The 20796-nt window shown below is 63.4% G+C and carries 20 protein-coding genes; 9 read left to right on the forward strand and 11 right to left on the reverse strand.

All coding sequences use genetic code 11. The features are described 5' to 3' along the window. The first annotated feature begins 130 nt into the window (after positions 1-130). Together FJ956_RS06345 and FJ956_RS06350 are read left to right on the forward strand one after the other, a co-directional pair. Positions 131-1768, forward strand: a complete 1638-nt coding sequence (locus FJ956_RS06345; RefSeq protein WP_140672893.1) for a CTP synthase — start codon at positions 131-133, stop codon at positions 1766-1768. A 22-nt stretch (positions 1769-1790) separates the two neighbouring features. After that, the gene (locus FJ956_RS06350) at positions 1791-2360 is read left to right on the forward strand and encodes a DUF1697 domain-containing protein (RefSeq protein ID WP_140781952.1); all 570 of its coding nucleotides are present in this window, start codon (positions 1791-1793) and stop codon (positions 2358-2360) included. Between the two features lie 23 nt (positions 2361-2383). Here FJ956_RS06350 and FJ956_RS06355 read toward each other — a convergent pair whose 3' ends face one another. After that, positions 2384-3841, reverse strand: a complete 1458-nt coding sequence (locus tag FJ956_RS06355; RefSeq protein ID WP_140672895.1) for an NCS1 family nucleobase:cation symporter-1 — start codon at positions 3839-3841, stop codon at positions 2384-2386. A 296-nt stretch (positions 3842-4137) separates the two neighbouring features. Here FJ956_RS06355 and FJ956_RS06360 point away from each other — a divergent pair, with 296 nt between their 5' ends. After that, positions 4138-4440 (forward strand): DUF982 domain-containing protein, encoded by a 303-nt coding sequence (locus tag FJ956_RS06360; protein WP_140672896.1) that lies wholly within the window; start codon positions 4138-4140, stop codon positions 4438-4440. A 206-nt stretch (positions 4441-4646) separates the two neighbouring features. Here the strand turns inward: FJ956_RS06360 and FJ956_RS06365 are convergent, their stop codons facing one another. The 4 genes from FJ956_RS06365 to FJ956_RS30445 form a co-directional block, all read right to left on the reverse strand. Further along, positions 4647-5978, reverse strand: a complete 1332-nt coding sequence (locus FJ956_RS06365; RefSeq protein ID WP_140672897.1) for an HlyD family type I secretion periplasmic adaptor subunit — start codon at positions 5976-5978, stop codon at positions 4647-4649. Next, a complete protein-coding gene (locus FJ956_RS06370) occupies positions 5975-7891 on the reverse strand; it encodes a type I secretion system permease/ATPase (RefSeq protein ID WP_246671965.1) in 1917 nt (638 codons plus the stop codon). Before FJ956_RS06370 ends, FJ956_RS06365 begins: the two co-directional genes overlap by 4 nt. 120 nt (positions 7892-8011) lie before the next feature. After that, positions 8012-10909 carry a DUF5801 repeats-in-toxin domain-containing protein gene (locus FJ956_RS06375; RefSeq protein ID WP_140672898.1) on the reverse strand — a complete coding sequence of 966 codons (2898 nt, stop codon included), beginning with the start codon at positions 10907-10909 and terminating at the stop codon, positions 8012-8014. Between the two features lie 43 nt (positions 10910-10952). Continuing rightward, positions 10953-11090 carry a hypothetical protein gene (locus FJ956_RS30445; RefSeq protein ID WP_181170074.1) on the reverse strand — a complete coding sequence of 46 codons (138 nt, stop codon included), beginning with the start codon at positions 11088-11090 and terminating at the stop codon, positions 10953-10955. Between the two features lie 532 nt (positions 11091-11622). Here FJ956_RS30445 and dusA point away from each other — a divergent pair. Continuing rightward, positions 11623-12609 carry a tRNA dihydrouridine(20/20a) synthase DusA gene (gene dusA, locus FJ956_RS06380; RefSeq protein WP_140672899.1) on the forward strand — a complete coding sequence of 329 codons (987 nt, stop codon included), beginning with the start codon at positions 11623-11625 and terminating at the stop codon, positions 12607-12609. Between the two features lie 7 nt (positions 12610-12616). Here the strand turns inward: dusA and FJ956_RS06385 are convergent, their stop codons facing one another. Further along, complete coding sequence (locus FJ956_RS06385; protein ID WP_140672900.1) at positions 12617-13321, reverse strand: TIGR02281 family clan AA aspartic protease; 705 nt, start codon at positions 13319-13321, stop codon at positions 12617-12619. A gap of 10 nt (positions 13322-13331) precedes the next feature. After that, complete coding sequence (locus tag FJ956_RS06390) at positions 13332-13562, reverse strand: DUF1289 domain-containing protein (protein WP_140672901.1); 231 nt, start codon at positions 13560-13562, stop codon at positions 13332-13334. Between the two features lie 165 nt (positions 13563-13727). On the opposite strand from FJ956_RS06390, the gene FJ956_RS06395 reads away from it, so the two are divergent. Then, positions 13728-14723, forward strand: coding sequence for a nicotinate-nucleotide--dimethylbenzimidazole phosphoribosyltransferase (locus FJ956_RS06395; RefSeq protein WP_140672902.1), 996 nt, complete (start codon positions 13728-13730; stop codon positions 14721-14723). Positions 14724-14740: 17 nt separating this feature from the next. On the opposite strand, the gene FJ956_RS06400 is transcribed toward FJ956_RS06395, so the two are convergent. Then, a complete protein-coding gene (locus FJ956_RS06400) occupies positions 14741-16264 on the reverse strand; it encodes a HAMP domain-containing sensor histidine kinase (RefSeq protein WP_140672903.1) in 1524 nt (507 codons plus the stop codon). Positions 16265-16340: 76 nt separating this feature from the next. Between FJ956_RS06400 and FJ956_RS06405 the strand changes: the two genes are divergently transcribed. The 4 genes from FJ956_RS06405 (at position 16341) to FJ956_RS06420 (ending at position 18865) form a co-directional block, all read left to right on the forward strand. Then, complete coding sequence (locus FJ956_RS06405; RefSeq protein WP_140672904.1) at positions 16341-16964, forward strand: thermonuclease family protein; 624 nt, start codon at positions 16341-16343, stop codon at positions 16962-16964. A 44-nt stretch (positions 16965-17008) separates the two neighbouring features. Next, positions 17009-17620, forward strand: a complete 612-nt coding sequence (locus FJ956_RS06410; protein WP_140672905.1) for a glutathione S-transferase — start codon at positions 17009-17011, stop codon at positions 17618-17620. Between the two features lie 28 nt (positions 17621-17648). Beyond that, positions 17649-18266: a uracil-DNA glycosylase family protein gene (locus tag FJ956_RS06415; RefSeq protein ID WP_140672906.1), complete on the forward strand. Its 618-nt coding sequence runs from the start codon at positions 17649-17651 to the stop codon at positions 18264-18266. 107 nt (positions 18267-18373) lie between these two features. Beyond that, complete coding sequence (locus tag FJ956_RS06420) at positions 18374-18865, forward strand: Lrp/AsnC family transcriptional regulator (RefSeq protein ID WP_140642616.1); 492 nt, start codon at positions 18374-18376, stop codon at positions 18863-18865. Between the two features lie 45 nt (positions 18866-18910). Here FJ956_RS06420 and FJ956_RS06425 read toward each other — a convergent pair whose 3' ends face one another. The 3 genes from FJ956_RS06425 to FJ956_RS06435 all read right to left on the reverse strand — a co-directional run bounded on the left by FJ956_RS06425 (position 18911) and on the right by FJ956_RS06435 (position 20790). Further along, on the reverse strand, positions 18911-19483 hold the full coding sequence (locus tag FJ956_RS06425; RefSeq protein ID WP_140672907.1) for a DUF3299 domain-containing protein: 573 nt from the start codon (positions 19481-19483) through the stop codon (positions 18911-18913). A 64-nt stretch (positions 19484-19547) separates the two neighbouring features. After that, complete coding sequence (locus tag FJ956_RS06430; protein ID WP_140672908.1) at positions 19548-20126, reverse strand: GNAT family N-acetyltransferase; 579 nt, start codon at positions 20124-20126, stop codon at positions 19548-19550. Then, positions 20086-20790, reverse strand: a complete 705-nt coding sequence (locus FJ956_RS06435) for a DNA alkylation repair protein (RefSeq protein ID WP_140672909.1) — start codon at positions 20788-20790, stop codon at positions 20086-20088. Before FJ956_RS06435 ends, FJ956_RS06430 begins: the two co-directional genes overlap by 41 nt. Positions 20791-20796: the final 6 nt, after the last annotated feature.

Here is a 20796-nt window from a genome sequence, read left to right on the forward strand (position 1 = left end):
CCCCCTAAACCGTTCCATGCTTTTGGGCGACATGCTTCGGGAAAGACTCTTTGCGAGCACCCGCGCCATTAGGGAAAAAGCCTTCGCGGCGGTTTTTTCTCTGGCGGAATCAATCAGGCCGCGTTAAGCGATGACTCCCATGGCGCGATATGTATTCATCACAGGCGGTGTGGTTTCCTCACTCGGAAAAGGCATTGCCGCAGCAGCTCTTGGGGCTCTTCTGCAGGCGCGAGGCTATCGCGCGCGGATCAAAAAGCTCGATCCTTATCTCAATGTCGACCCCGGGACGATGTCGCCGTACCAGCACGGCGAAGTGTTCGTGACCGATGACGGCGCCGAGACCGACCTCGATCTCGGCCACTACGAGCGCTTCACCGGGCGCTCGGCGAACCAGCAGGACAACATCACCACCGGCCGCATCTACAAGAACATCATCGAGCGCGAGCGGCGCGGCGATTATCTCGGCGCCACCGTGCAGGTGATCCCGCACGTCACCGACGAGATCAAGCATTTCGTGCTGGATGGCAATGACGACTACGACTTCGTGCTGTGCGAGATCGGCGGCACGGTCGGCGACATCGAGGCGATGCCGTTCCTGGAAGCGATTCGCCAGCTCGGCAACGACCTGCCGCGCAACAATGCGGTCTATGTGCATCTGACGCTGATGCCCTACATCCCGACGGCCGGCGAATTGAAGACCAAGCCGACGCAGCATTCGGTCAAGGAACTGCGCGGCATCGGCATCGCGCCGGACATCCTTCTGGTGCGCGCCGACCGGCCGATCCCGAAGGAGGAGCGCCGGAAACTTTCACTGTTCTGCAACGTGCGCGAAAGCGCCGTCATCCAGGCGCTGGACGTGCCGCATATCTACGACGTGCCTTTGGCCTATCACCAGGAAGGCCTCGATTCGGAAGTGCTGGCGGCCTTCGGCATCGACCCGGCGCCGAAGCCGCGCATGGAGCCGTGGCAAAAGCTTTCCAACCACATCCACAATCCGGAAGGCGAGGTGACGATCGCCGTCGTCGGCAAATACACCGGCCTCAAGGACGCCTATAAATCGCTGATCGAGGCGCTGTCGCATGGCGGCCTCGCCAATCGCGTCAAGGTCAAGCTCGACTGGATCGAAAGCGAGATCTTCGAGAAGGAAGATCCGGCGCCGTGGTTGGAGAAGGTGCACGGCATCCTTGTTCCCGGCGGCTTCGGCGAGCGCGGTTCGGAAGGCAAGATCCTGGCGGCAAAGTTCGCGCGCGAACGCAAGGTGCCTTACTTCGGCATCTGCTTCGGCATGCAGATGGCCTGCATCGAGGCGGCCCGCTCGCTGGCGGGCGTCGACCATGCATCGTCGACCGAGTTCGGTCCGACCGACGAGCCGGTCGTCGGCCTCATGACCGAGTGGCTGAAGGGCAATATGCTTGAGAAGCGCAGGGTCACAGGCGATCTCGGCGGCACGATGCGGCTTGGCGCTTATCAGGCAGAACTCGCCAAGGGCTCGAAAATAGCGGATATCTACGGCGACACGCAGATTTCCGAGCGCCATCGGCACCGCTACGAAGTCAACGTCGACTACAAGCAGCGGCTCGAGGATTGCGGCCTGGTGTTTGCCGGCATGTCGCCCGACGGCGTGCTGCCTGAGACGGTCGAATATCCCGACCACCCGTGGTTTATCGGCGTGCAGTATCACCCCGAGCTGAAGAGCCGCCCGCTCGACCCGCATCCGCTGTTCGCGAGCTTCATCTCGGCGGCGGTGGATCAGTCGCGGCTCGTCTAGCTGCCTGCGGGTTTAGCAGCTGATGCAAACCTATGTCGCGCTGCTCTACAGCATCATCCTCGGCGAAGGTCGCCGGGTCGTCATGTCCGACCTCAAGGCGATGGCCGAAGGCCTCGGGCTGAAGAACCCGCGCACACTGGTGGCGACCGGCAATCTGGTCTTTGAAGCGCGGGCGATGGATGTCGCCAAACTGGAACAGCGGCTCGAAACGGCCTTCGAAAAAACCTTCGGCCGTCATGTCGTCATCATCGTTCGTCGCGCCGAAGACTGGCTCAAGCTTGCCACCGGCAATCCATTCCCGGCCGAGTCGGCCGAAACTGGCGATCAGGTGGCGGTGCGGGTGATGCGGAAGCCTGCGCCCGCCGATGGCGTCGCAGCGCTCCAGGCCTATGCCGCCGACGATGAGAAGGTGGCGTCGGTCGACGGTGACATCTGGGTCGTCTTTTCGCGCGAGCGGCCGAGTTCACGGCTGCTCGCCGCTTCCAATCACAAGCGCATGGGCATCGGCACTTCCCGCAACTGGAACACCGTGCGGCGCTTGGCGGAGATGGTTAGGGGAATAGGGGGCACTGTCTCCCTACTCCCTTACTGACCTACTCCCTTACTCCCCCATTTTTACGCCTTTGCCACCTTCGCACCTGCTCCGAGCGCCATGGTGCGCAGCACGTAGTAGACGGCGCCCGCGATCGCCACGCCGAAGAACCAGCCATAGACGCCCCACCAGGACGGCAGCCAGTTGGTGAAGTTGGGCAGGATCGAGGAGAAGATGGCGCCGATGCCGGCGGCGATGAAGGCGTTGACATGCCAGCCGCCCTGGAAACGGAACTCGCCGTCCTCGCGATAGAGCGCCTCGACGTCGACTTCGCTTTTGCGGATCAGATAGTAGTCGACCATCATCACGCCGAAGATCGGTCCCATCGTCGCGCCGATGACGTTGACGAAGGAAGCGGCACTGCCTTCCCATGGCGCGAAGGGATAGAGCACCAGAGCGATCAGCGCCGCGATGTAGCCGCCCTTCTTGAAGTCGATCTGGCGCGGGAAGACGTTGGAGAAGTCGAACGCCGGCGAGACGAAATTCGCCACGACGTTGATGCCCAGCGTCGCCACCGCGAAGGTCAGCGCGGCGAGTGCGGCCAGGAACCAGCTGTCGAACTTGGCCGAGATCTGGTCGGGATGGAGCAGCACCTCATGGTAGACGTCATAAGCGGCGATCGTGGTGACGCCGGCCACCAGCGAGAACAGGATGAGGTTGACCGGCAGGCCCCAGATGTTGCCCTTGCGCAGCGCCGCCTTGTCCGGCGCATAGCGGGCGAAGTCGCAGAAGTTGAGGTAGAGCGCCGAGAAATAGGTCACCCAGATCGCCGCCACCGCGAACAGCGCGGTCCAGGAACCGGGCTCGCCCGGAACGCCGGCGTCCTTGGTCTTGTCCAGCAGCACATCCATCGGGATGTCGCTGGTGAAGGCGAAAGTGCCCGACTTGACGCAAAGATAGATGGCCAGGATCAGCATCATGATCCACACCGCCGGGCCGGCCCAGTCCTGGAAACGGCGGACGGTTTCCATGCCCTTCTGGATGATCAGCAACTGCAGCGCCCAGATGATGACGAAGCAGATCACCTCCAAGGTCGAATGTCCCAGAAGATGCGAGCTCTTGTTGAACTCGTCGAACCATTGCAGGCGCGTCAGCAGCGCCACGATTGCGCCCGACGCCGCGGCCGTCTGGGCGCCGTACCAGAAGCAGGCGACGATCGCGCGCACCAGAGCCGGGACGTTGGCGCCCCAGATGCCGAAGGAGGCGCGGGCAAGCACGGGGTAGGGCACGCCGGTCTTCACGCCGGCATAGCCGACCATGTTCATCAGCGCGTAGATGATCAGCGAGCCGATGCCGATGGCGATGACGAAGTTGACGAAGCCGCCGCAGAACAGAAACAGGCTGGCCGCCAGGTAGTAGCCCCAGAGGCTGTGGACGTCCGAGGTCCAGACGTTGAAGATCGAAAACGGTCCCCAGTTCCTGACCGTTGCCGGAGCCAGATCCTCGTTGTAGAGGTCAGGCGATGCGCCTTGAATGGTCATTGCAAGTTTTCCCCTTGTTGCAAAACGCGCCCTCACGCGTTTGACCGCAGAGGTTAAGCCTGACGCCGGGGGACCGGCAAGCAACCCATTTGCCGGCTTTCGCCTTAAAGATATTCAATGAGAATCGCCGTTATTCGACGGCTCCAGGCCTGAACCGAGCTTGAGTCGCCGGTGTGTTTCGCACAGGCCGGCCGGTTCCGAATTTTTCCGACAGCAACCAAATTTGTTTGGAACCGATCCATAAGACGTGCGTTTAATGAAGTTCGGCTGTTCTGCGGCCGACCGGGAGGATAATCATGGATCGCTTGCATTTCTTTACCCCAGTGCGAATTGCGCGCGGGCAGGGATACCCTGTGGAGGAAGTCGATAGCGTCTCCGAGGCGATGGTGTTCCTGCGGAAGTGGCCAACGGGCAGACGCGGCCCGGTTTATCAATGCGCCCTGAATTGCTGCGCGGCGGCTGTGTCGGGCAAGATGTCGGCCGAGGAAGCGCGCAAAGCCTTTGTCGGCTTTGCCCGCATTACCCGGCTGCTCGACGACGACATGGCGCTGCCGCTGGGCGGCGCGTCGATGGACAATGTCCACGCCCTGAGGCGGTAGCGCCGTCACGCCCCTGCGACTGCGCTGACAGATGCGATGATGAGGCGTTGGCCTATGGCCGGCGCCTGTAAGTGTTTGTCTTTGTTGACATCCGTGCCTAAAGCGCGTCGCGTCGAAACGGATTCACGCGACGCGCTTTAGGTCGTTGCTTGATGCATGTCGTTGTCGCAAAACTGGAGTGCACTTTTGCGCGACATGCATTAGGGCTATTTCTCCCGCATAGCCCGGCGGAAGTTCTGCGTGATCGGCTCGGCGAGGTAGGAAAGTACGGTTCGAGCGCCTGTCCGGATCATCGCCTCGCTCGACATGCCGGGCAGAAGCTTGCGGCCATCGAGCTTGGTGAGCTCGCCCTTGTCGATCAACACGGTCGCAGCGAAATACGGCGCGCCGCTGTGCTCATCGACCATACGGTCCGCGGACACTACCCCTACGACGCCCTCGAGCGGCGGCAGGTTGTAGCGGGCGAAGGCTGGAAAGCTGACCCGCGCGGGCTGTCCGGGGGCGATCGTTTCGACATCCTCCGGTTTGACGAGGGCTTCGATCACAAGTTGCTGTCCGAGCGGCACGACGGTCATCAATGTCTCGCCGGGTTTCACGACACCGCCTGCCGTGTGGACCTTCAGGTCCATGACGATGCCGTCAACCGGTGCCACGATATCCGTACGAGCAAGCACGTCCTTGGCGGAACGCGCTTCCTGTCCGAGGTCGAACAGCTCCGCCTCGACCTTGCTCAACTCGTCGACGGCTTCGTTCAGCCGCACCGTGCTGAGGTTCAGGATCTGCATGTCGATCTCGGCCATCGCGCTTCTGGCGCGAGCGATCGCCGCGACGTTGGTAGCGCGCTGTCCCTCGATCTCGCGCTGCTGCCGTTTGAGCGACAGGTACCGCTCGCGGGTGGTCAGCCCTTTGTCGAGCAGACCCTGAAGGTCCTTGGTCTCGCCTTCGATCGCCTCGATCTGCTTATCCTGCGTGGCGGTGAGCTCCTGCAGTCCGGTTGTCTCCTCCTCGGTCTGGTGGCGGCGCTGACCGAGAATTTCCCGCTCATCCTTCAAATTGTGGTGCTTGGCCGCGAACACGTCACGCTGCGCAGCCACCGCGTCCTTTGCGGCGGTGGCCGGGTTTGCGAGCAATGCCGGATCGAATTCGATCTCGGCTTTGTCGTCGCGCTCGGCCCTGAGACGCGCGGCCAGCGCTTCGCGCGTGGCTATCCGGTTCTGGATGAGATCAAGCTGCGACTTTGCCTGGGTGTCGTCGAGCCGGACGAGGACCTTGCCAGCCTTGACCATATCGCCGTTGGCGGCGTTCAACTCCGCGATGATGCCGCCTTCGAGGTGCTGGATGAGCTTGCGGTCGCCGGCGACCTTGACGACGCCCGGTGCCACCGCGGCGCTGTCCAATGGTGCCAGCGACGCCCAGCCCCCCGCCACGCCGAAGAACAGGAACATGATCGCGAACCCGGTGCACGTTACGCCCGCGATACGAAGGGGTACCGGTTCCAGTCGGGAGGGTGGCGGGAGGGGTAACGGCACGATGTTCATATCTGTTCTCGTTTTCTGGCTTGCGCCGCGTCTGCGCCACTCCCTCGAACGCTTGCCTGCTTTGGCGGCAGTTCCTGCTGCTCGGGCACAAGATTGAGGCTCGGCCGCAATTTTCGGGTTGCGTATCGGCGTGCCGGAGCAGGGACGCTGTCCTGGTTCGCCGCTATGGTTTGGTTCGGCGCTGCGGTTTGGTTCGCGGCTGTGGCCGGCATCTGACTCACCTGCCGCACGCGCGCGGCAAGTTCGTTGAACACGGCGTCGCGCGGCCCGAACAGGTCCTGTGCGCCATGGTTAAGCACCAGCACCTTGTCGACCTTCTCCAAAATGCTTGGCCGGTGCGAGATCAAGATCAGCGTCGTGCCTGCGGCCTTGAGCCCGCCGATGACCGTAGCCAGTGCCTGCTCGCCCTCGTGGTCGAGATTGGAATTAGGTTCGTCCAGGATAAGGAAGGCTGGGTCGCCGTACAGCGCCCGCGCCAGCCCGATGCGCTGGCGTTGCCCGCCGGATAGTGCCGCGCCACCTTCACCGATCTCGGTGGCATAGCCCTTCGGCAACCCCTTGATCAGCTCGTGGACGCCTGCCAATTGCGCAGCCTTGACCACGTTGTTGAAGACCGCCGGGTTGAGTGGCGCGAAGCGGCAGATGTTTTCGGAAACGGTGCCGGCGAAGAGTTCGATATCCTGTGGCAGGTAACCGACGTGTCGGCCCCGGTCCTCGGCCGCCCATTCGACGACGCTCATGCCGTCGAGCAACGCGCGACCGCCGGTCGGGCGCCAAGCGCCTGCCAGCACTCGCGCCAGGCTTGTCTTGCCGGCCGCGCTCGGCCCGATCAATGCCATGGCTTCGCCGGGCTTCAGCCGGAAGCTGATTCCCCGCAGGATCGGTTCGCCGCCCTGCCTGGCGAGCATAATGTTGTCGGCCTCAAACTTGCCCTTTGGGCGCGGCAACGGCAGCGCCGGTGTGGCCTCCGGCCGTTGACCGGCCATTGCAGCGAGACGCCTGTAAGCAGCCCGCGCCCCGATCGTTGCCTTCCACGTACCGATCGCCTGTTCAACCGGGGCCAATGCGCGACCCATCAGGATCGAGGCGGCGATCATGATGCCGGGCGACGCCTCGTTTTTCAGCACCAGATACGCGCCGAGGCCGAGCACGGCCATCTGCAGGGCCAGCCGGAATGCGCGCGCGAGGGCCGAGATAGTGCTGGATCGGTTGCTGGCTAGAGATTGTCCTCTGTTTGCCTCGTCCTGCTGGGCCTTCCAGCTCTCGAGCAGGGGATTCAGCATGCCCATGGCCTGGACGACCTCGGCGTTGCGGATCGTCTGCTCGGCCTGCATGTAAGCCCGCATCTGGGCGGTTGCGGCTTCCGCTATTGGCTTTCGGGTCAGGTATTCGGTCAGCAACGCCAGCGCGAACAGCACGATCCCGCCGCAGGTTGCCAACCAGCCCAACCAAGGGTGCATGAGGAAGATGGCGCCCAGGAAGATCGGTGCCCAGGGCGCGTCGAGGATCGGGTAGATGCTCGGGCTGGTGAAGAAATTGCGCACCTGGTCGAGGTCACGCAGCGCACGGGCGTTGATCTGACCCGGCGCCGCGGCGGCATATTCCACCGATGCGGTCAGGAGAACCGGCGCCAGGCGCGCGTTCAGCCACGCCCCGACCTTAGCCAGCAGACGCGCGCGAACCACCTCCAGCCCTGCCATTGTGGCGATCGCTGCCGCCGCCATCAGCGATAGCATCACCAATGTCTCCAGGCTGTGGCTGCCCAATACGCGGTGATAGACCTGGAGCATGTAGAATGCGCCGGTCAGCATCAGGATGTTGATGCCGGCGCTGAACCAGACAAGCGGTCTTACGGCGCGCCTGGCTTCTTTCATCACCGCCTGCAGGGCAGAGGGGCGCGGGGATTTCATCATGATCGTAGCTGCCCTGTATGCGGGTTGACGCCGTTGGTTTGAGCCGGTTTCGCGCGGGGCGCGAGATTATCTCCACGGGGAGAAGGGAGGCGGCGTGTGTCGCCTCCCTTTGGTCAGGCGTCAGGCGATGACGTCAACCGCCAGGTGCTGGATACCCGTCGTGTCGCCGTCGGCGTCCTGGATGTTGACCGCGAAGTCGAGGTTGGCGCCGATCTGTCCGGAAGTCGTCTGGATGAAGCCGATGTCCGTGATCTTGAGAACGTCGTTATCCGTGGCTCCCCAAGCTTGCAGCGGGCCGGCCACCGGGCTGTTGCCCTCCACCGCGACAGTGTTCGGGTCGTCGGTCGCTTTCGTCAGGTTGATACCAGATCCCGTCAGCCCGTTGCTGGACTGCATGATCTGCATACCCTGGATTGAGAAGTTCTCGCCGAGAGCGGCGTTGTTGTAATCGCCCTTCTCGATGATCACGAGCCCGTCGTTGTTGTCGAGCGAGAACTCCGTGCTGTACGGGGACGGCACTGTGTTCCCCTTGAAGAAGTCTGCGTTATCCACGACGATCGACCGTGTCGTGTGGACGTCGTCGGCGGTAGATGCCGTGCCTTTGTCGTCGATCAGGTCGAGAACCACGATGAGGTTCTCGGCGTTCCCGATGCCGTCGAACTTGATGGCGATAGCGTCCACCTTGTCAGTCGGCACGATCTTCTCCGTACCACCACCGGGGGCACCTGGATTCACGTCGCCCAGAATGTTCTCGTTGAAGAAGCGGAGCGTGAGCAATTCGCCCTTCTGGATCGTGTCGCCGGCCACGCCGTTGGTCGACTGCGTGGCGGACACCCAATCCTCGAAGTTGCTGGTGACGAACTGACCATTGTTGAACGTGGTATCACCTGCAATCGGCGAACCGTCACCTGTCGCGTTAAAGCCGAAGGGGCTGCCGCTGGGGTTCGAGTTCGCCGTGAACTGCACGTAGAACCCGTCACTATCGGCCGGGTTCGGGCCGGTATCGGCATGATCCAACTCCGTCACCACGATTTGGGGGTGGCCGACGTTGCCGGGAGGTGCTTTCGCCAACAGCTCCGAAGAGTGGAAGACGTAGAAGCTGAACCCGTCGATCACGTCATCCAACTGGATGGAGTACGTGCCCGCAACCTTGTCGAAGGTCAACGTGCCACCCGCCCTCGCGTCCTGCACGCCGGCGGTGATCGGATCCTTGTCGTAATGGAACGAGAAGGAGAACTGCGCGCTTGTCGCGCTCTCCGAAACGAGTGCCGTCTGGACATTGGTTATGTTCGGGTTTTGCGCATTGTCGACCGTACCGGTCAGCACCAACTGCTGGACACCCGCGACGTTGGGGTTGGCATCGCCGAAGTCGGAGTGGGTGGCGTCATAAACCAGGCGACCGTCCGCGCCGATGCTGTACTTGAAGTCCCCGGTAGCCGGCGTGCCGATAACGTTTTGCAGGGTTTCCGGAGTTTGGATACCTGGGGTGGCGGGGTCGGCATCGAATGGTTTCACGATCGTCGGTGCATCATCCGTAAAGACAAGGTTCTGGCCGATGTTGAGGACGGCCGAGGCGGTGTCACCGTCCTTGTCGGTGATAGTCGCCGTCAGCTTGATCAGGTCGTCCGTCGCCAGGATCTCGGTGTCGTTCGGCCCGAGATTGGGGTCGTGGATGACCGACCGGATCTGATTCAGCGTGACTTGACCGGAGGGGTCCACGCTCACTGTGAACACCAGGTCGCCGCCGACGGCGGTCTTACCCTCGACGACACCGGCGTTGACCGACAGGTTGACCGCCTGCCCGCTCAGCGTGTCGAACAGACCAGACGCACCCGCGACCACACTCAGGGCGTAGGTGATACCAGCTGAACCGTCCTTGCCACCGTCTGAGGTGAACTGGGTTGCGAAGCTCTTGGTGTCGTCGCTTGCCAGGGTTGACTCGTCCACGGTCACGATCACGTTGTCGAGCGGCGCGCTGATGCTCGGCGCGTCATCCTTGAAGATGAGGTTGTCGCCGATATCAGCGGTATCCGAGGCCGTGTCGCCGTCGCCGTCGACGATCGTCGCCGTCAAGGTGACGAGGTTGGCGGCCGACAGACCGGTCGACTGGTCCGGTCCGCTGTCGGGATCATGCCTGACGGCAAGCAGTTGAGTGAGCGTGACGTCGCCGGCGGCGTTCACTTCAACCGTGAACGCCAAGGTGTCCGTGGTTGCCGTGCGGCCTTCGATGACGCCGTTGTTGTCGACCAGGTTGATACCCTCGTTCAGCTGGGTAGCGATCAGGCCCGACGCGCCGCCCGGTGTACCGAGAGCGTAGGTGATGCCGGCTGCTCCGAGACCGTCGGTACCGGGGTCGGAGGTGAACGCACCGGCGAAGTTGGCGGTGTCGCTGTCGGTGATGTCGGTGTCATCGGTGGTGAGCGTCGGCTCTGTACCGTTGGCCGTGATTGTCGGGCCGTCATCGTCGACGTTGATGTCGTCGCCGATGGGCGTCGACACCTCGGACAAAGCGCGGACTTTCAGGATATCGCTGAAGTCCACCCTGTCGTCAGGGTCCGGGTTAAGCGGATGATCGATCGCTTCGAAAGTGATCGCCTGGACCGTGCCGGAGGTGTTGTCGGCGTTGGGGATGATGTAGAAGGCCGCGACGAGATCGCCGTCGGCATCTCTCGCTTCCACCGCGCTGCCGTTCTGCACCGTGGTGAGGAAGATCTCCTCACCGTCGAGGGTAAACAGACCGGACGATGCGTGGTTCAGGGGCGAGAACTCCAGCTCAACGATAGTTTCGCCGGCAGACGGCGTCACGCTGACGAGACCGATCTGGCTCGCCGCCTCCGCGGTGTCGGCAAAAGCCAACTGCGCGGCGGACAGGTTGAGACCGTTGAGGTATGTTAGAAAAGCGGCGTCGAGAGCGCCGCTAATGACGCCATTTCCATCGACGGAAATAGCGACGTCGTCGTCGCTGAGGCCGGCGGACTGGTCGAGTACCAGATCGCCTACAATGTTAATGGTAGCCATGATATTCGTCCTTTCCGGGTGATTGGTCGGTTAAAGACATCGTTCACCGCAGCCGCGGCTGTGCGCACGGCTCGGAGTCACGCGGAGGCCACGAGATGCCGCTGGTTGCGGCGTCGTCGTCCTGAAGCCCCGACGTCTGGTCGAGGATCGGCGTGCCATTGATGTCGATGGTGGTTGTCAAGATCGCCTCCGTTCAAATGCGGCAGGCGCGATTTCAGCCCCAACGCTGGCAACCGGCCGCATGGGCGCGCATCCGCCGGCCAGAGCCGGCGCTGCGCACCATCGTTAAAAGAAACTGGAGTGGTGAATTTGGCTCAGGGGGTAGAGGGTGTTGGGGAGGGGCCGCCGCTAACCCTCCGCTCCTTGCCCCGTCAGGCAATTCTAGGCGGATGCGTCCTGCGCGCATCGGCAGCCCACCAACGGCGGGCACCAAGGATCGACAATGAGGGCATACTCAACCCCGCCCCTCTCAGACAGGCATGACTGCCTGTACGCCTCCCGCTCACGACTTGAGCAAGAAAAAGTTTACGCTTATTTGTGGAAAGTTCAAATCGGACTATTGCTTTTTAATAAAAAGTGTGAATCAGAAATAGTCCCTGTTTGACTGAGACTTTTGTCCCTTCTTATTCGAAGCACTTGAAAATAAAAGAAAATACAATAGGTCGGGGCAACGGTTTTGGCCGCGAGCCGGCCGCGGGAATGAAAATAGGCCCATGCAGACGACACTCGCTATAGCACCAATGATGGACTGGACGGATCGGCATTGCCGGTTCTTCCACCGCCAGTTGACGCGCCGGGCTCTGCTCTACACCGAGATGGTTGTGGCCGATGCCGTCATCCATGGCGCTCGCGAGCGGCTGCTCGGCTTCGATGACGTTGAGCATCCGGTGGCTCTGCAGCTTGGCGGGTCGGATCCGCAAAAACTCGCCGAAGCGGCCCGGATCGGCGAAGCCTTCGGCTATGACGAGATCAACCTCAATGTCGGCTGCCCGTCCGATCGCGTCCAGTCGGGCACTTTTGGCGCCTGCCTGATGAAGGCGCCGGCTCTGGTCGCCGAGTGTGTCTCGGCGATGAGGGCCGCCGTGAAAGTCCCCGTCACGGTCAAATGCCGGATCGGCGTCGACGAGCAAGACCCGGAACCTGCGCTCGATATGCTTGCCGACGGCGTGCTCGCAGCCGGCGCCGACGCGCTCTGGGTGCATGCCCGCAAGGCCTGGCTCGAGGGGTTGAGCCCCAAGGAGAACCGCGACATCCCGCCGCTCGACTATCCGCGCGTCTACCGACTGAAGATCGGAAAGCCGAGCGATTTCATCGGCATCAACGGCGGCATTCAATCGCTCGGTGAGGCGGCGGCGCATCTCGATCATGTCGACGGCGCGATGCTCGGCCGCGCGGCCTATCACACGCCGGGGATCTTGGCCGGCGTCGATGCCGCCTTCTATGGCGAGGCGCCTGCTGCCTTCGACTATGCGGCGCTGATCGACGCCATGGCCGGCTATGCCGCGCGCCATATCGAGCGGGGCGGGCGGCTCGGCCACATTACGCGCCACATGGTCGGACTGTTCCACGGCTTGCCTGGCGCGCGCCGCTTCCGGCAAATCCTCTCCACCGACGCCAACAAACCGGGAGCCGGGGCGGAGGTGTTGAAGACGGCATTTGCGGTGGTTGATTTCACGACCTCGGAAGCCGAGGCAGCCTGACCTTTGTTCAGTCCCGCAGGATCATGCGGTCGCCGCGCACGTCGAAACCCGACAACGAGCCGATGAAGTTCATGCCGAGCAGGCTTTGATCCAGCATGCCGGGCGCGGCAACCATCACCGACATGTCCTTGCGCACGATGCCGCCGATCGCCACCTCGTCGGTCCTGACCGTCGCCGCGCGCGCCATGCCGTTGGCCGTGGCGACATCCACGCTGTAGCTGAGCGCCGCTGGGTTGAATCCCGCGGCTTGCGCATCTTCGGACGTCAGCACCGTGCTGGTCGCGCCGGTGTCGACCACGGCGCGCACCGGCGTGCCATTGATCAGGATGCGCGCTTCGAAATGGCCGTTATCGGCTTTGTCGAGCGTGACGGTCGGGCGGCCGTTCTCCACGCCGAGCGCCAGCGGGCTGCCCGGGACGAGGCCGGCGGTCACGCGGCTCGCGACGTCCTGCAGCTCGTAGCGATACTGGTAGCCGGCGATCAGCACGAGCACGAACGCGGCCCAGACGCCGAGGTTGCGCGCCATGTCGCCCATCGGCCGGCCGGAGCGGAGCAGGCTCGCGCCGATGACCATGACCAGCACGCCGACCCAGATCAGCCGGCCGAAATCGTTGTTGGCCATGCCGAAGGTGTGGCCGGCCGAATTGTTGAGCATCAGCAGCACGATCCCGACGCCGATCACCGCCATGACGATCCAGAACAGCCGGTTCATCGGTTTCTTCTCACAAAAGGCCGCGCTCGCGCGCCATGCGGCTACGCCGGGTTTCACGGCGCGGCCGCCGCTCGACCGTTTCGAGCCGTGCCGGCAGTTCGGACATCACCTCTCGGCGCGTTTCGGGGGTCATCGTCAGCCAGCCGGAAATCTCGTCGCGCGTGCGGCCGCAACCGAAGCAGAAGCCGGTTTTCATATCGATCGAACAGACCAGGATGCAGGGGGATTCGATGGCGGACATGCTGTTCTCTTGCCTTTATTCCACATGGTGCAACCGCCGGAGCAATGCAAGCCCTCCGCCATACGCCACAAGGCAACGCGTTCGCGGCATCGTCAGGCGGTTGTGCCGGCTGGAGAAGGCGGCTATGCCGCTTGCGATTTCCGCAACGGACCGCGACCGACATAAATGACCGCAACGCCTTTCGACGATTTCCGAAGCCTCCTGGCGGCGTTGCCGCCTGCCGATGACGCGGCGGCGGCCCGTGTCCGCGCGCTGTTCGCCAAAGCGGACAAGCCGAAGGAATCGCTCGGGCGCATCGAGGACATCGCGGCCTGGATTGCCGCCTGGAGCGGACGCGCGCCGCCGGCGATCAACCGGCCGCTGATGGCGATCTTCGCCGGCAATCACGGCACCGTCAGGCACGGAATTTCGCCACGACCAGTGGCGGCGACCGCAAATGAAGTCGAGCTCTGCGCCGCCGGCGGGGCCGCGATCAACCAGGTCTGCGTCGCCAACGATCTCGGCCTGAAAGTCTTCGACCTCGCCTTGGATATCCCCACGGGCGACATCACCGAGGAGGCCGCGCTCGACGAACGCGGCTGCGCCGCGACCATGGCCTTCGGCATGGAGGCGGTGGCGGGCGGCGCCGATCTTCTGTGCCTGGGCGATCTCGGGGTCGGCAATTCGACGATCGCCGCCGCTCTTTGCGCCGCGCTGTTCGGCGGCAACGGGGCCGATTGGGTCGGGCCGGGGTCGGGCGCCGACGCTGCGATGACCGCGCGCAAGGCCGAGGTCGTCGATCGGGCGCTGACATTCCACGGTTCCGGCCTGGGCGATCCGCTCGAGGCCTTGCGCAGGGTCGGCGGGCGCGAGTTCGCGGCGATCTGCGGCGCCATTCTGGCGGCGCGCATGGAGAAGATTCCTGTCCTGCTCGACGGGTTCGCGGCGACCGCGGCTGCCGCTGCCCTTTATGCGGCTAATCCTGGCGCGCTCGATCACTGCCTGCTTGCCAGCTTGTCGCCGGAGCCCGGCCACGCCAAGGCGGCCGAACGGCTCGGACTGCGGCCGCTGCTCGATTTCGGCATCAGCCATGGCGAAGGGGTAGGGGCCGCTCTCGCCGCCGGAATCGTCAAGGCCGCGGCGTTGACCAGTTCCGGCATGGCGATGGCCATCCGGCTTTAGAGCCGACAGGGATTGCCTCAGCGGCGCGCCCGCGCCGCAACGGTCTTGGTCGGCAAAGCCGGCAATTCTTCCATCACCCGGCTCAACGGGAAGATGGCGATAGCCTCGGTGCCCTCACGCAGCTTGGAATGCAGCTCGAACTCGCCGCCATGCATGGCGAGCAGTCCCTGCACGATCGGCAGGCCGAGGCCGGTTCCCTGTTCGGCGCTCTTGATGGCGATGGAGCCCTGGCCGAAAGCGGAAAGCACCACCGGGATTTCCTCCTCCGGTATGCCCGGGCCGTTGTCCTTGACCGAGATGTACTGGCCGCCGCCGGCGGTCCAGCCGACGCGCACGCGCACTTCGCCGCCGGACGGAGTGAACTTGATCGAATTGGACAGGAGGTTGAGCGTGATCTGCCTGACTGCGCGCTCATCGGCGAAGAGCCGCGGCAAGGTCTCCTCGAACTCCTGGATGACGCGGATGTCCTTGTTGCGGGCGCGCAGCTCCATCATGTGGCAGCAATCCTCGACAATCGTCAGCAGCACCACCGGCTCCTCGTTGAGCTGGTAGCGGCCGGCCTCGATGCGCGACAAATCGAGGATCTCGTTGATCAGGTCGAGCAGGTGCTGTCCGGATTCGTGCACGTCGTGGGCATAGTCGCGGTAGGTCGGATTGTTCATCGGCCCCAGCACTTCATTGGCCATCACTTCGGAGAAGCCAAGGATGGCGTTGAGCGGCGTCCTGAGCTCGTGGCTCATGGAGGCGAGAAAACGCGATTTCGCCAGATTGGCGTCCTCGGCGCGCCGCCTTGCCTCGTCCGACATCGATTTCGCCGTCTCCAGCTCGGCGATCAGCGCGTCCTTCTCCGAGCGAAAGGAGAGCAGCATCAACGACGCCCGGTTGAGATGACGCGCGACGTAGCCGAAGAAGGGAAGTGCGGCGATAAGCAACGCCGCCATCGTGGCTTCGATCGGCGTCCACAGGCGCAGGACGGTGTAGACATAAACGGCAACGGGAACTGCAAAGGTCGCGAACAACGCGCCGCCAAGCGAGGAGGCCATCACGGCCGTCGTCGCCATGGCGACCAGCAGCACCATGGCCTTGGCCACATGGAACTGGTCGATCTGGCAGGTGCCGCAGCCGATCCAGGCGAACCACGCCCAGCCAAGGCCGCACAGGAAGTGGCCGATCAGGAAGTCGCGACGCGTCTGCGCCGGGTCGAGTTCGGCTGCCTCGGTTCGCTCCACGCGACGCGCCATGAAAGCGACGATCGCGTAGCAAAGCAGCATCGACAAGGCCCAGATGGCGACTTGGCTATCCAGGCCCGCCAGCCGACCAACGGCCGCCACGGTGAGCACGAGCAGCGGGATCGCAACCGCGCCGACCACCATGGCGCGCGCATGCAGTTTCAACAGTTCACGGTCGAAGTCGAGGCTGCCCGCCTGCTGCGAGAGACGGTCGCGCGTCTTGCGCACCGCGCGCGCCACATCGCTGTTGCGGTGCGGTTTACGGCGGTCCACAATAAATTTATCCGCTGTGTTCGAGCGTTGCAAAGGCATACAGACTTCAATTTCTGCGCGCAGCGACTGTCAGTTCGTTAAGCTACGTTCGAATGATTAAGAGACTGTTTGCCATATGAGCCGTTTCGGGCCGCGCGGACCGCGCCGACGCTACGCGGCAAGCTCGCCGCGAAGCCTTTGGCGCAAGCTGCTGGACTATGGGCTGGCCTTCCTCTTGCTCGGGTTGCTTATCCTGGTGGCGGCGCGCCTCGACCGCTTCGAGACACGCAAGGAGCAAGGCACGGCGATCGTCAATGACGGCGATTCGATCACGCTCGGGACCGAGCGCATCCGCATGCGCGGCATCGACGCCCCAGAGTATCAGCAGACCTGCCAGAAGGCCGGCGCCGATTATCCCTGCGGCAAGCTGGCGCGGCAGTCGCTGGTACGCCTGATCGCCGGCCGGCCTGTTTCCTGCAGCGGCTGGCAGCACGACCGCTACGGACGCCTGCTCGGCGACTGCAGGGCAGGTGACACCGACCTGAACCGGAGCCAGGTGCAGGCCGGATGGGCGGTTGCCTTCGGCGACTTCGAGACCCAGGAAGCGGTGGCGAGAGCGGCCAAGGCCGGCATCTGGGCTGGCACCTTCGAGGAGCCGCAGCAGTGGCGCGACAGCCATCATGATGCGCCGGTCGAGAGGAAGCACGGCGTGCTCGCCTCGTTCGGCGACGCGTTGCGCGAATTTGTTCGCTTCTGGTGATGGGCGGAGCCGCCTATGATCCGGTGGAGAAGCTGGAGGACGGAATGAAGTTATTCGATGGCGGCCGTGCGCCCAACCCCCGGCGCGTGCGTGTCTTCCTTGCCGAGAAGGGGCTGACGGTCCCGCTGGTGCCCGTCGACATGGGCGCTCTGGAGCATCGAGGCGAGCAGGTGGCCGAGCGCAATCCGCTGCGGCGCCTGCCTGTGCTCGAGCTCGACGACGGCACCATCATCACCGAATCGATCGCCATTTGCCGCTATTTCGAGGAATTGCACCCCGAGCCGGCGCTGTTCGGCACGGGCGCGCTCGGCAAGGCGATGGTGGAGATGTGGCAGCGACGCATGGAACTGAACCTGATGGCCAGCGTCGCCGCCGCGTTCCGGCACATCCATCCTGCGATGAAGGAGTGGGAAGTGCCGCAAATCCCGGAATGGGGCGAGGCCAACAAACCGAAAGCGATCGAATTCCTGCACCTCCTTGACCGCGAGCTGGCGGAGCGCGAATTCGCCGCCGGTGATGTCTATTCGGTCGCCGACATCACCGGCATGATCGCCATCGATTTCATGAAGCCGGCCCGCATCAGGGTACCGGAGGAGTGCACGAACGTGCTGCGCTGGTACGCGGCGCTGACAAGCCGGCCCAGCGCGACAGCCTGAGCGACAGCGATTGGATAGTCAGCCTGATATGAGAGAAGCGCTGGAGCGCCTCACCGCCAGGGTGAGGGCCTGCCGGATCTGCGTCGAGGAGCCGCACGGCCGGCATTTGCCGCATGAGCCACGGCCGGTGCTGCAGCCGTCCTCCACCGCGCGGGTCCTGCTTGCCGGCCAGGCGCCGGGCACAAAAGTGCATTTGTCGGGCGCGCCGTTCACCGACGCCTCCGGAGACCGGCTGAGAAGCTGGCTCGGTGTGAGCAACGACGAGTTCTACGACACCGAAAAATTCGCCATCGTTCCGATGGGCTTTTGTTTTCCTGGACAGGACGCCAAGGGTGGCGACCTGCCGCCGCGCCGCGAATGCGCGCCAGCCTGGCGCGCTCAATTGATGGCGCTGATGCCGCAGATCGACCTGGTTCTGACCATCGGCGGCTATGCGCAGGCCTGGCATATGGGCACGACACGCCTGCCGTCGCTGACCGAGACAGTCAGGAACTGGCGCGCCATATGGGATGGACCGGCCGTCCCCAAAGTGCTGCCGCTGCCGCATCCATCTTGGCGAAACACCGGCTGGCTGAAGAAGAATCCCTGGTTTGAAATGGATTTGCTGCCCTTCCTGAGGTCGGAAATCCGCTATCGCATCGATTAGGCATCTTGCAAGAAATCACTCGCTTTTGCCGCCATCGGCAGAATTTCTTTCTTGTGAAAGGCTTGGATAAAAGGGATTATAGCCAAACTATTCCCCTGGAGCTTCCCATGGATCGTCTCGACAGAAAAATTCTCCGCCTCCTGCAGGAGGACGCGACGCTCGCGGTCGCCGATGTCGCCAAGAAAGTTGGCCTGTCGACCACGCCGTGCTGGCGGCGCATCCAGAAGCTCGAGGAGGAGGGCGTCATCCAGCGGCGCGTTGCCATTCTCGACCATGTGAAGGTCAATGTGCGCGTCACCGTCTTCGTCTCGATCCGCACCAATTCGCACAGCCATGAATGGCTGCGGCGCTTCTCCGAGGTCATCCAGGAATTCCCGGAAGTGGTCGAGTTCTACCGCATGAGCGGTGATGTCGATTACCTGCTGCGCGTGGTGGTTCCGGATATCGCCGCCTATGACGCTTTCTACAAGCGGTTGATCGCCAAGATCGAGATCCGCGACGTCTCCTCGTCCTTCGCCATGGAGCAGATCAAATACACGACCGAAATCCCGCTCGACTACATGGTTCTGGACAAGGAATCGGGCGCGAACGCCGCGTGATCACAGGGTGCTCGCCGATTCCCGCATTTGAGTGGCGCGGCGAGCTTAGTTATTGTTTTTGTTGAGGAAATTCCACGGCGAGTTGACCGGCAGCGTGACGGTGTCCGGCACGCTGTCGACGCTCACCACCTCGGCCTTGCGCACCGTGTAGCCCGACTGGACGATCGAGACGCCGTCGAGGATGAAGAGCTGGCTCTTTTCCATGCCAGGCTTCAGCACGCCGGTGACGGCGACCGGCTCGTAGGTCTCTTTCATTTTGTAGGGATGCGCCGGCGTCACCAGCACGATCTGGTTCGGCGGCGGCGTCGGCATGTGGCTGCAGGCGCCCGTCCACGGCACCAGCAGGAACTGGTAGACAAGGTCGCCATCGCGATCGACTGGCAATGCATAGCCGGCTAATTGTATCGTCTTGTCCTGCAGATTGAGCGACAAGGTCTCACCGTGGTCTGGCAGTTTTGCCGCGATCATCGGCAGGTTCGCGTCCTCGGCAACGGCTTGCGTGGCTGGACGCAGGTCCTTCCACAGGATATGCGCGACATCGGCCGCGGCATCGGCTCCCGAGGCAGCGAAGAGCAGCCCGGCGACCAGCGTCGCGCACGATCTGAAACGCTTGTTCATGGCCGCTCCATCCTCCGCCAGTCGATTTGCGGAATCGAGTAAAAGCGTCGTGAGCGGTCCAGGCTCAACGGCTCAACCGCATCACATGCCGGCGCGTGCCGGCGGTGCCGATTTCATGGAAGCCTCGCGCGACGAACATGTCGCGAAAACCCATGAAGCGATAGCTCGGCGCCGCCTCGTCGACGGGATAGGCCTCGATGATGCGTGCGCCTTTGCGGAAGGCATGGTCGATCGCCGCATCGAGCAGGGCGGAAGCCAGCCCGCCGCCGCGCAAAGCCCTCGGCACATAGAAGCAGACGATCGACCATATGTCGGTTTCGGTGTCGTTCTGCTGCTTCGAAAGTTTCCGGTAGGTTTCGCGCGGCGCGACCGAGCACCAGCCGACTGGTCTGCCGCCCAACTCGGCGACGATGCCGACCGGGGTGCCGGCATCGATGAGCGCCATCATCATGCGCTTCTTCTCATCGTTCTCACTGTGCTCGCGGCTGGAATGGCGCCAGGCCATGCACCAGCAATATTTCGGCGCGCCCGGCTGCTCGAACAGGTTCTCGAAGCCGGCGCGCGTCTCCGGCGTTACCTCGACGAAGCGAATACCGGCAAGGTCAGGGTTTTGCGGCTGCGAGCCTTTCGATCTGTCTGGCATCGGTCAGTTCCTTCACTGCATCCTTGCCGATCCAGCGTGCCGTCTTGTCGGGCGATGCCGCCAGTTTTTTCGCCAGCGCAAGGGCAGGGGCGTGCAGGCTCATCGACCGCTTGCCGATCTGCCGCAACGCCCAATTGACCGCCTTGCGGACGAAATTGCGCGGGTCGCCGGCATGTTTCTCGATCAGCGGCAGATGGGCAAGAAAAGTCGCATCCGGCTCTTTCTTGAGATGCACCGCGCTCCAGGCCAGCATGGCGAAGGCGGTGCGGCGGACGAATTCGCGCTCGTCTTCGGCAAACTCGTCGATCAGTTCGCGCCATAACGGCGTTTCGGCGAACAGGTCCGCGACTGTGTCGACGATCTCCCAGCTGTCGAAATCCGCCGCCCAGCGCCGGCATTGATCGATGCCGACCTTGTTCGGCTCGCCGGTGAAGGCCGCCATCAGCCGCGCTTCGCGGACACCGCTGTCCCACAGCAGAAGCGATCGCTCGTGGTTCTTCTTCAACTTGCGCGCCAGCGGCCGCAATTGCGAATTGCCGACGCCGAGCGCGCTCGTGGTGTTGATGCCGAAGCGCGCCATGCCTGCCCGGTTCGCCTCGGTGCCGATCGCGCGCAAATGAGCGACGATGTCGTCGGCGCTCCAGCTCGGATCGGGCAGGGGCATGGCGTT

Source organism: Mesorhizobium sp. B2-4-3 (assembly GCF_006442815.1).
In the GTDB taxonomy this organism is placed as follows: Bacteria; Pseudomonadota; Alphaproteobacteria; order Rhizobiales; family Rhizobiaceae; genus Mesorhizobium.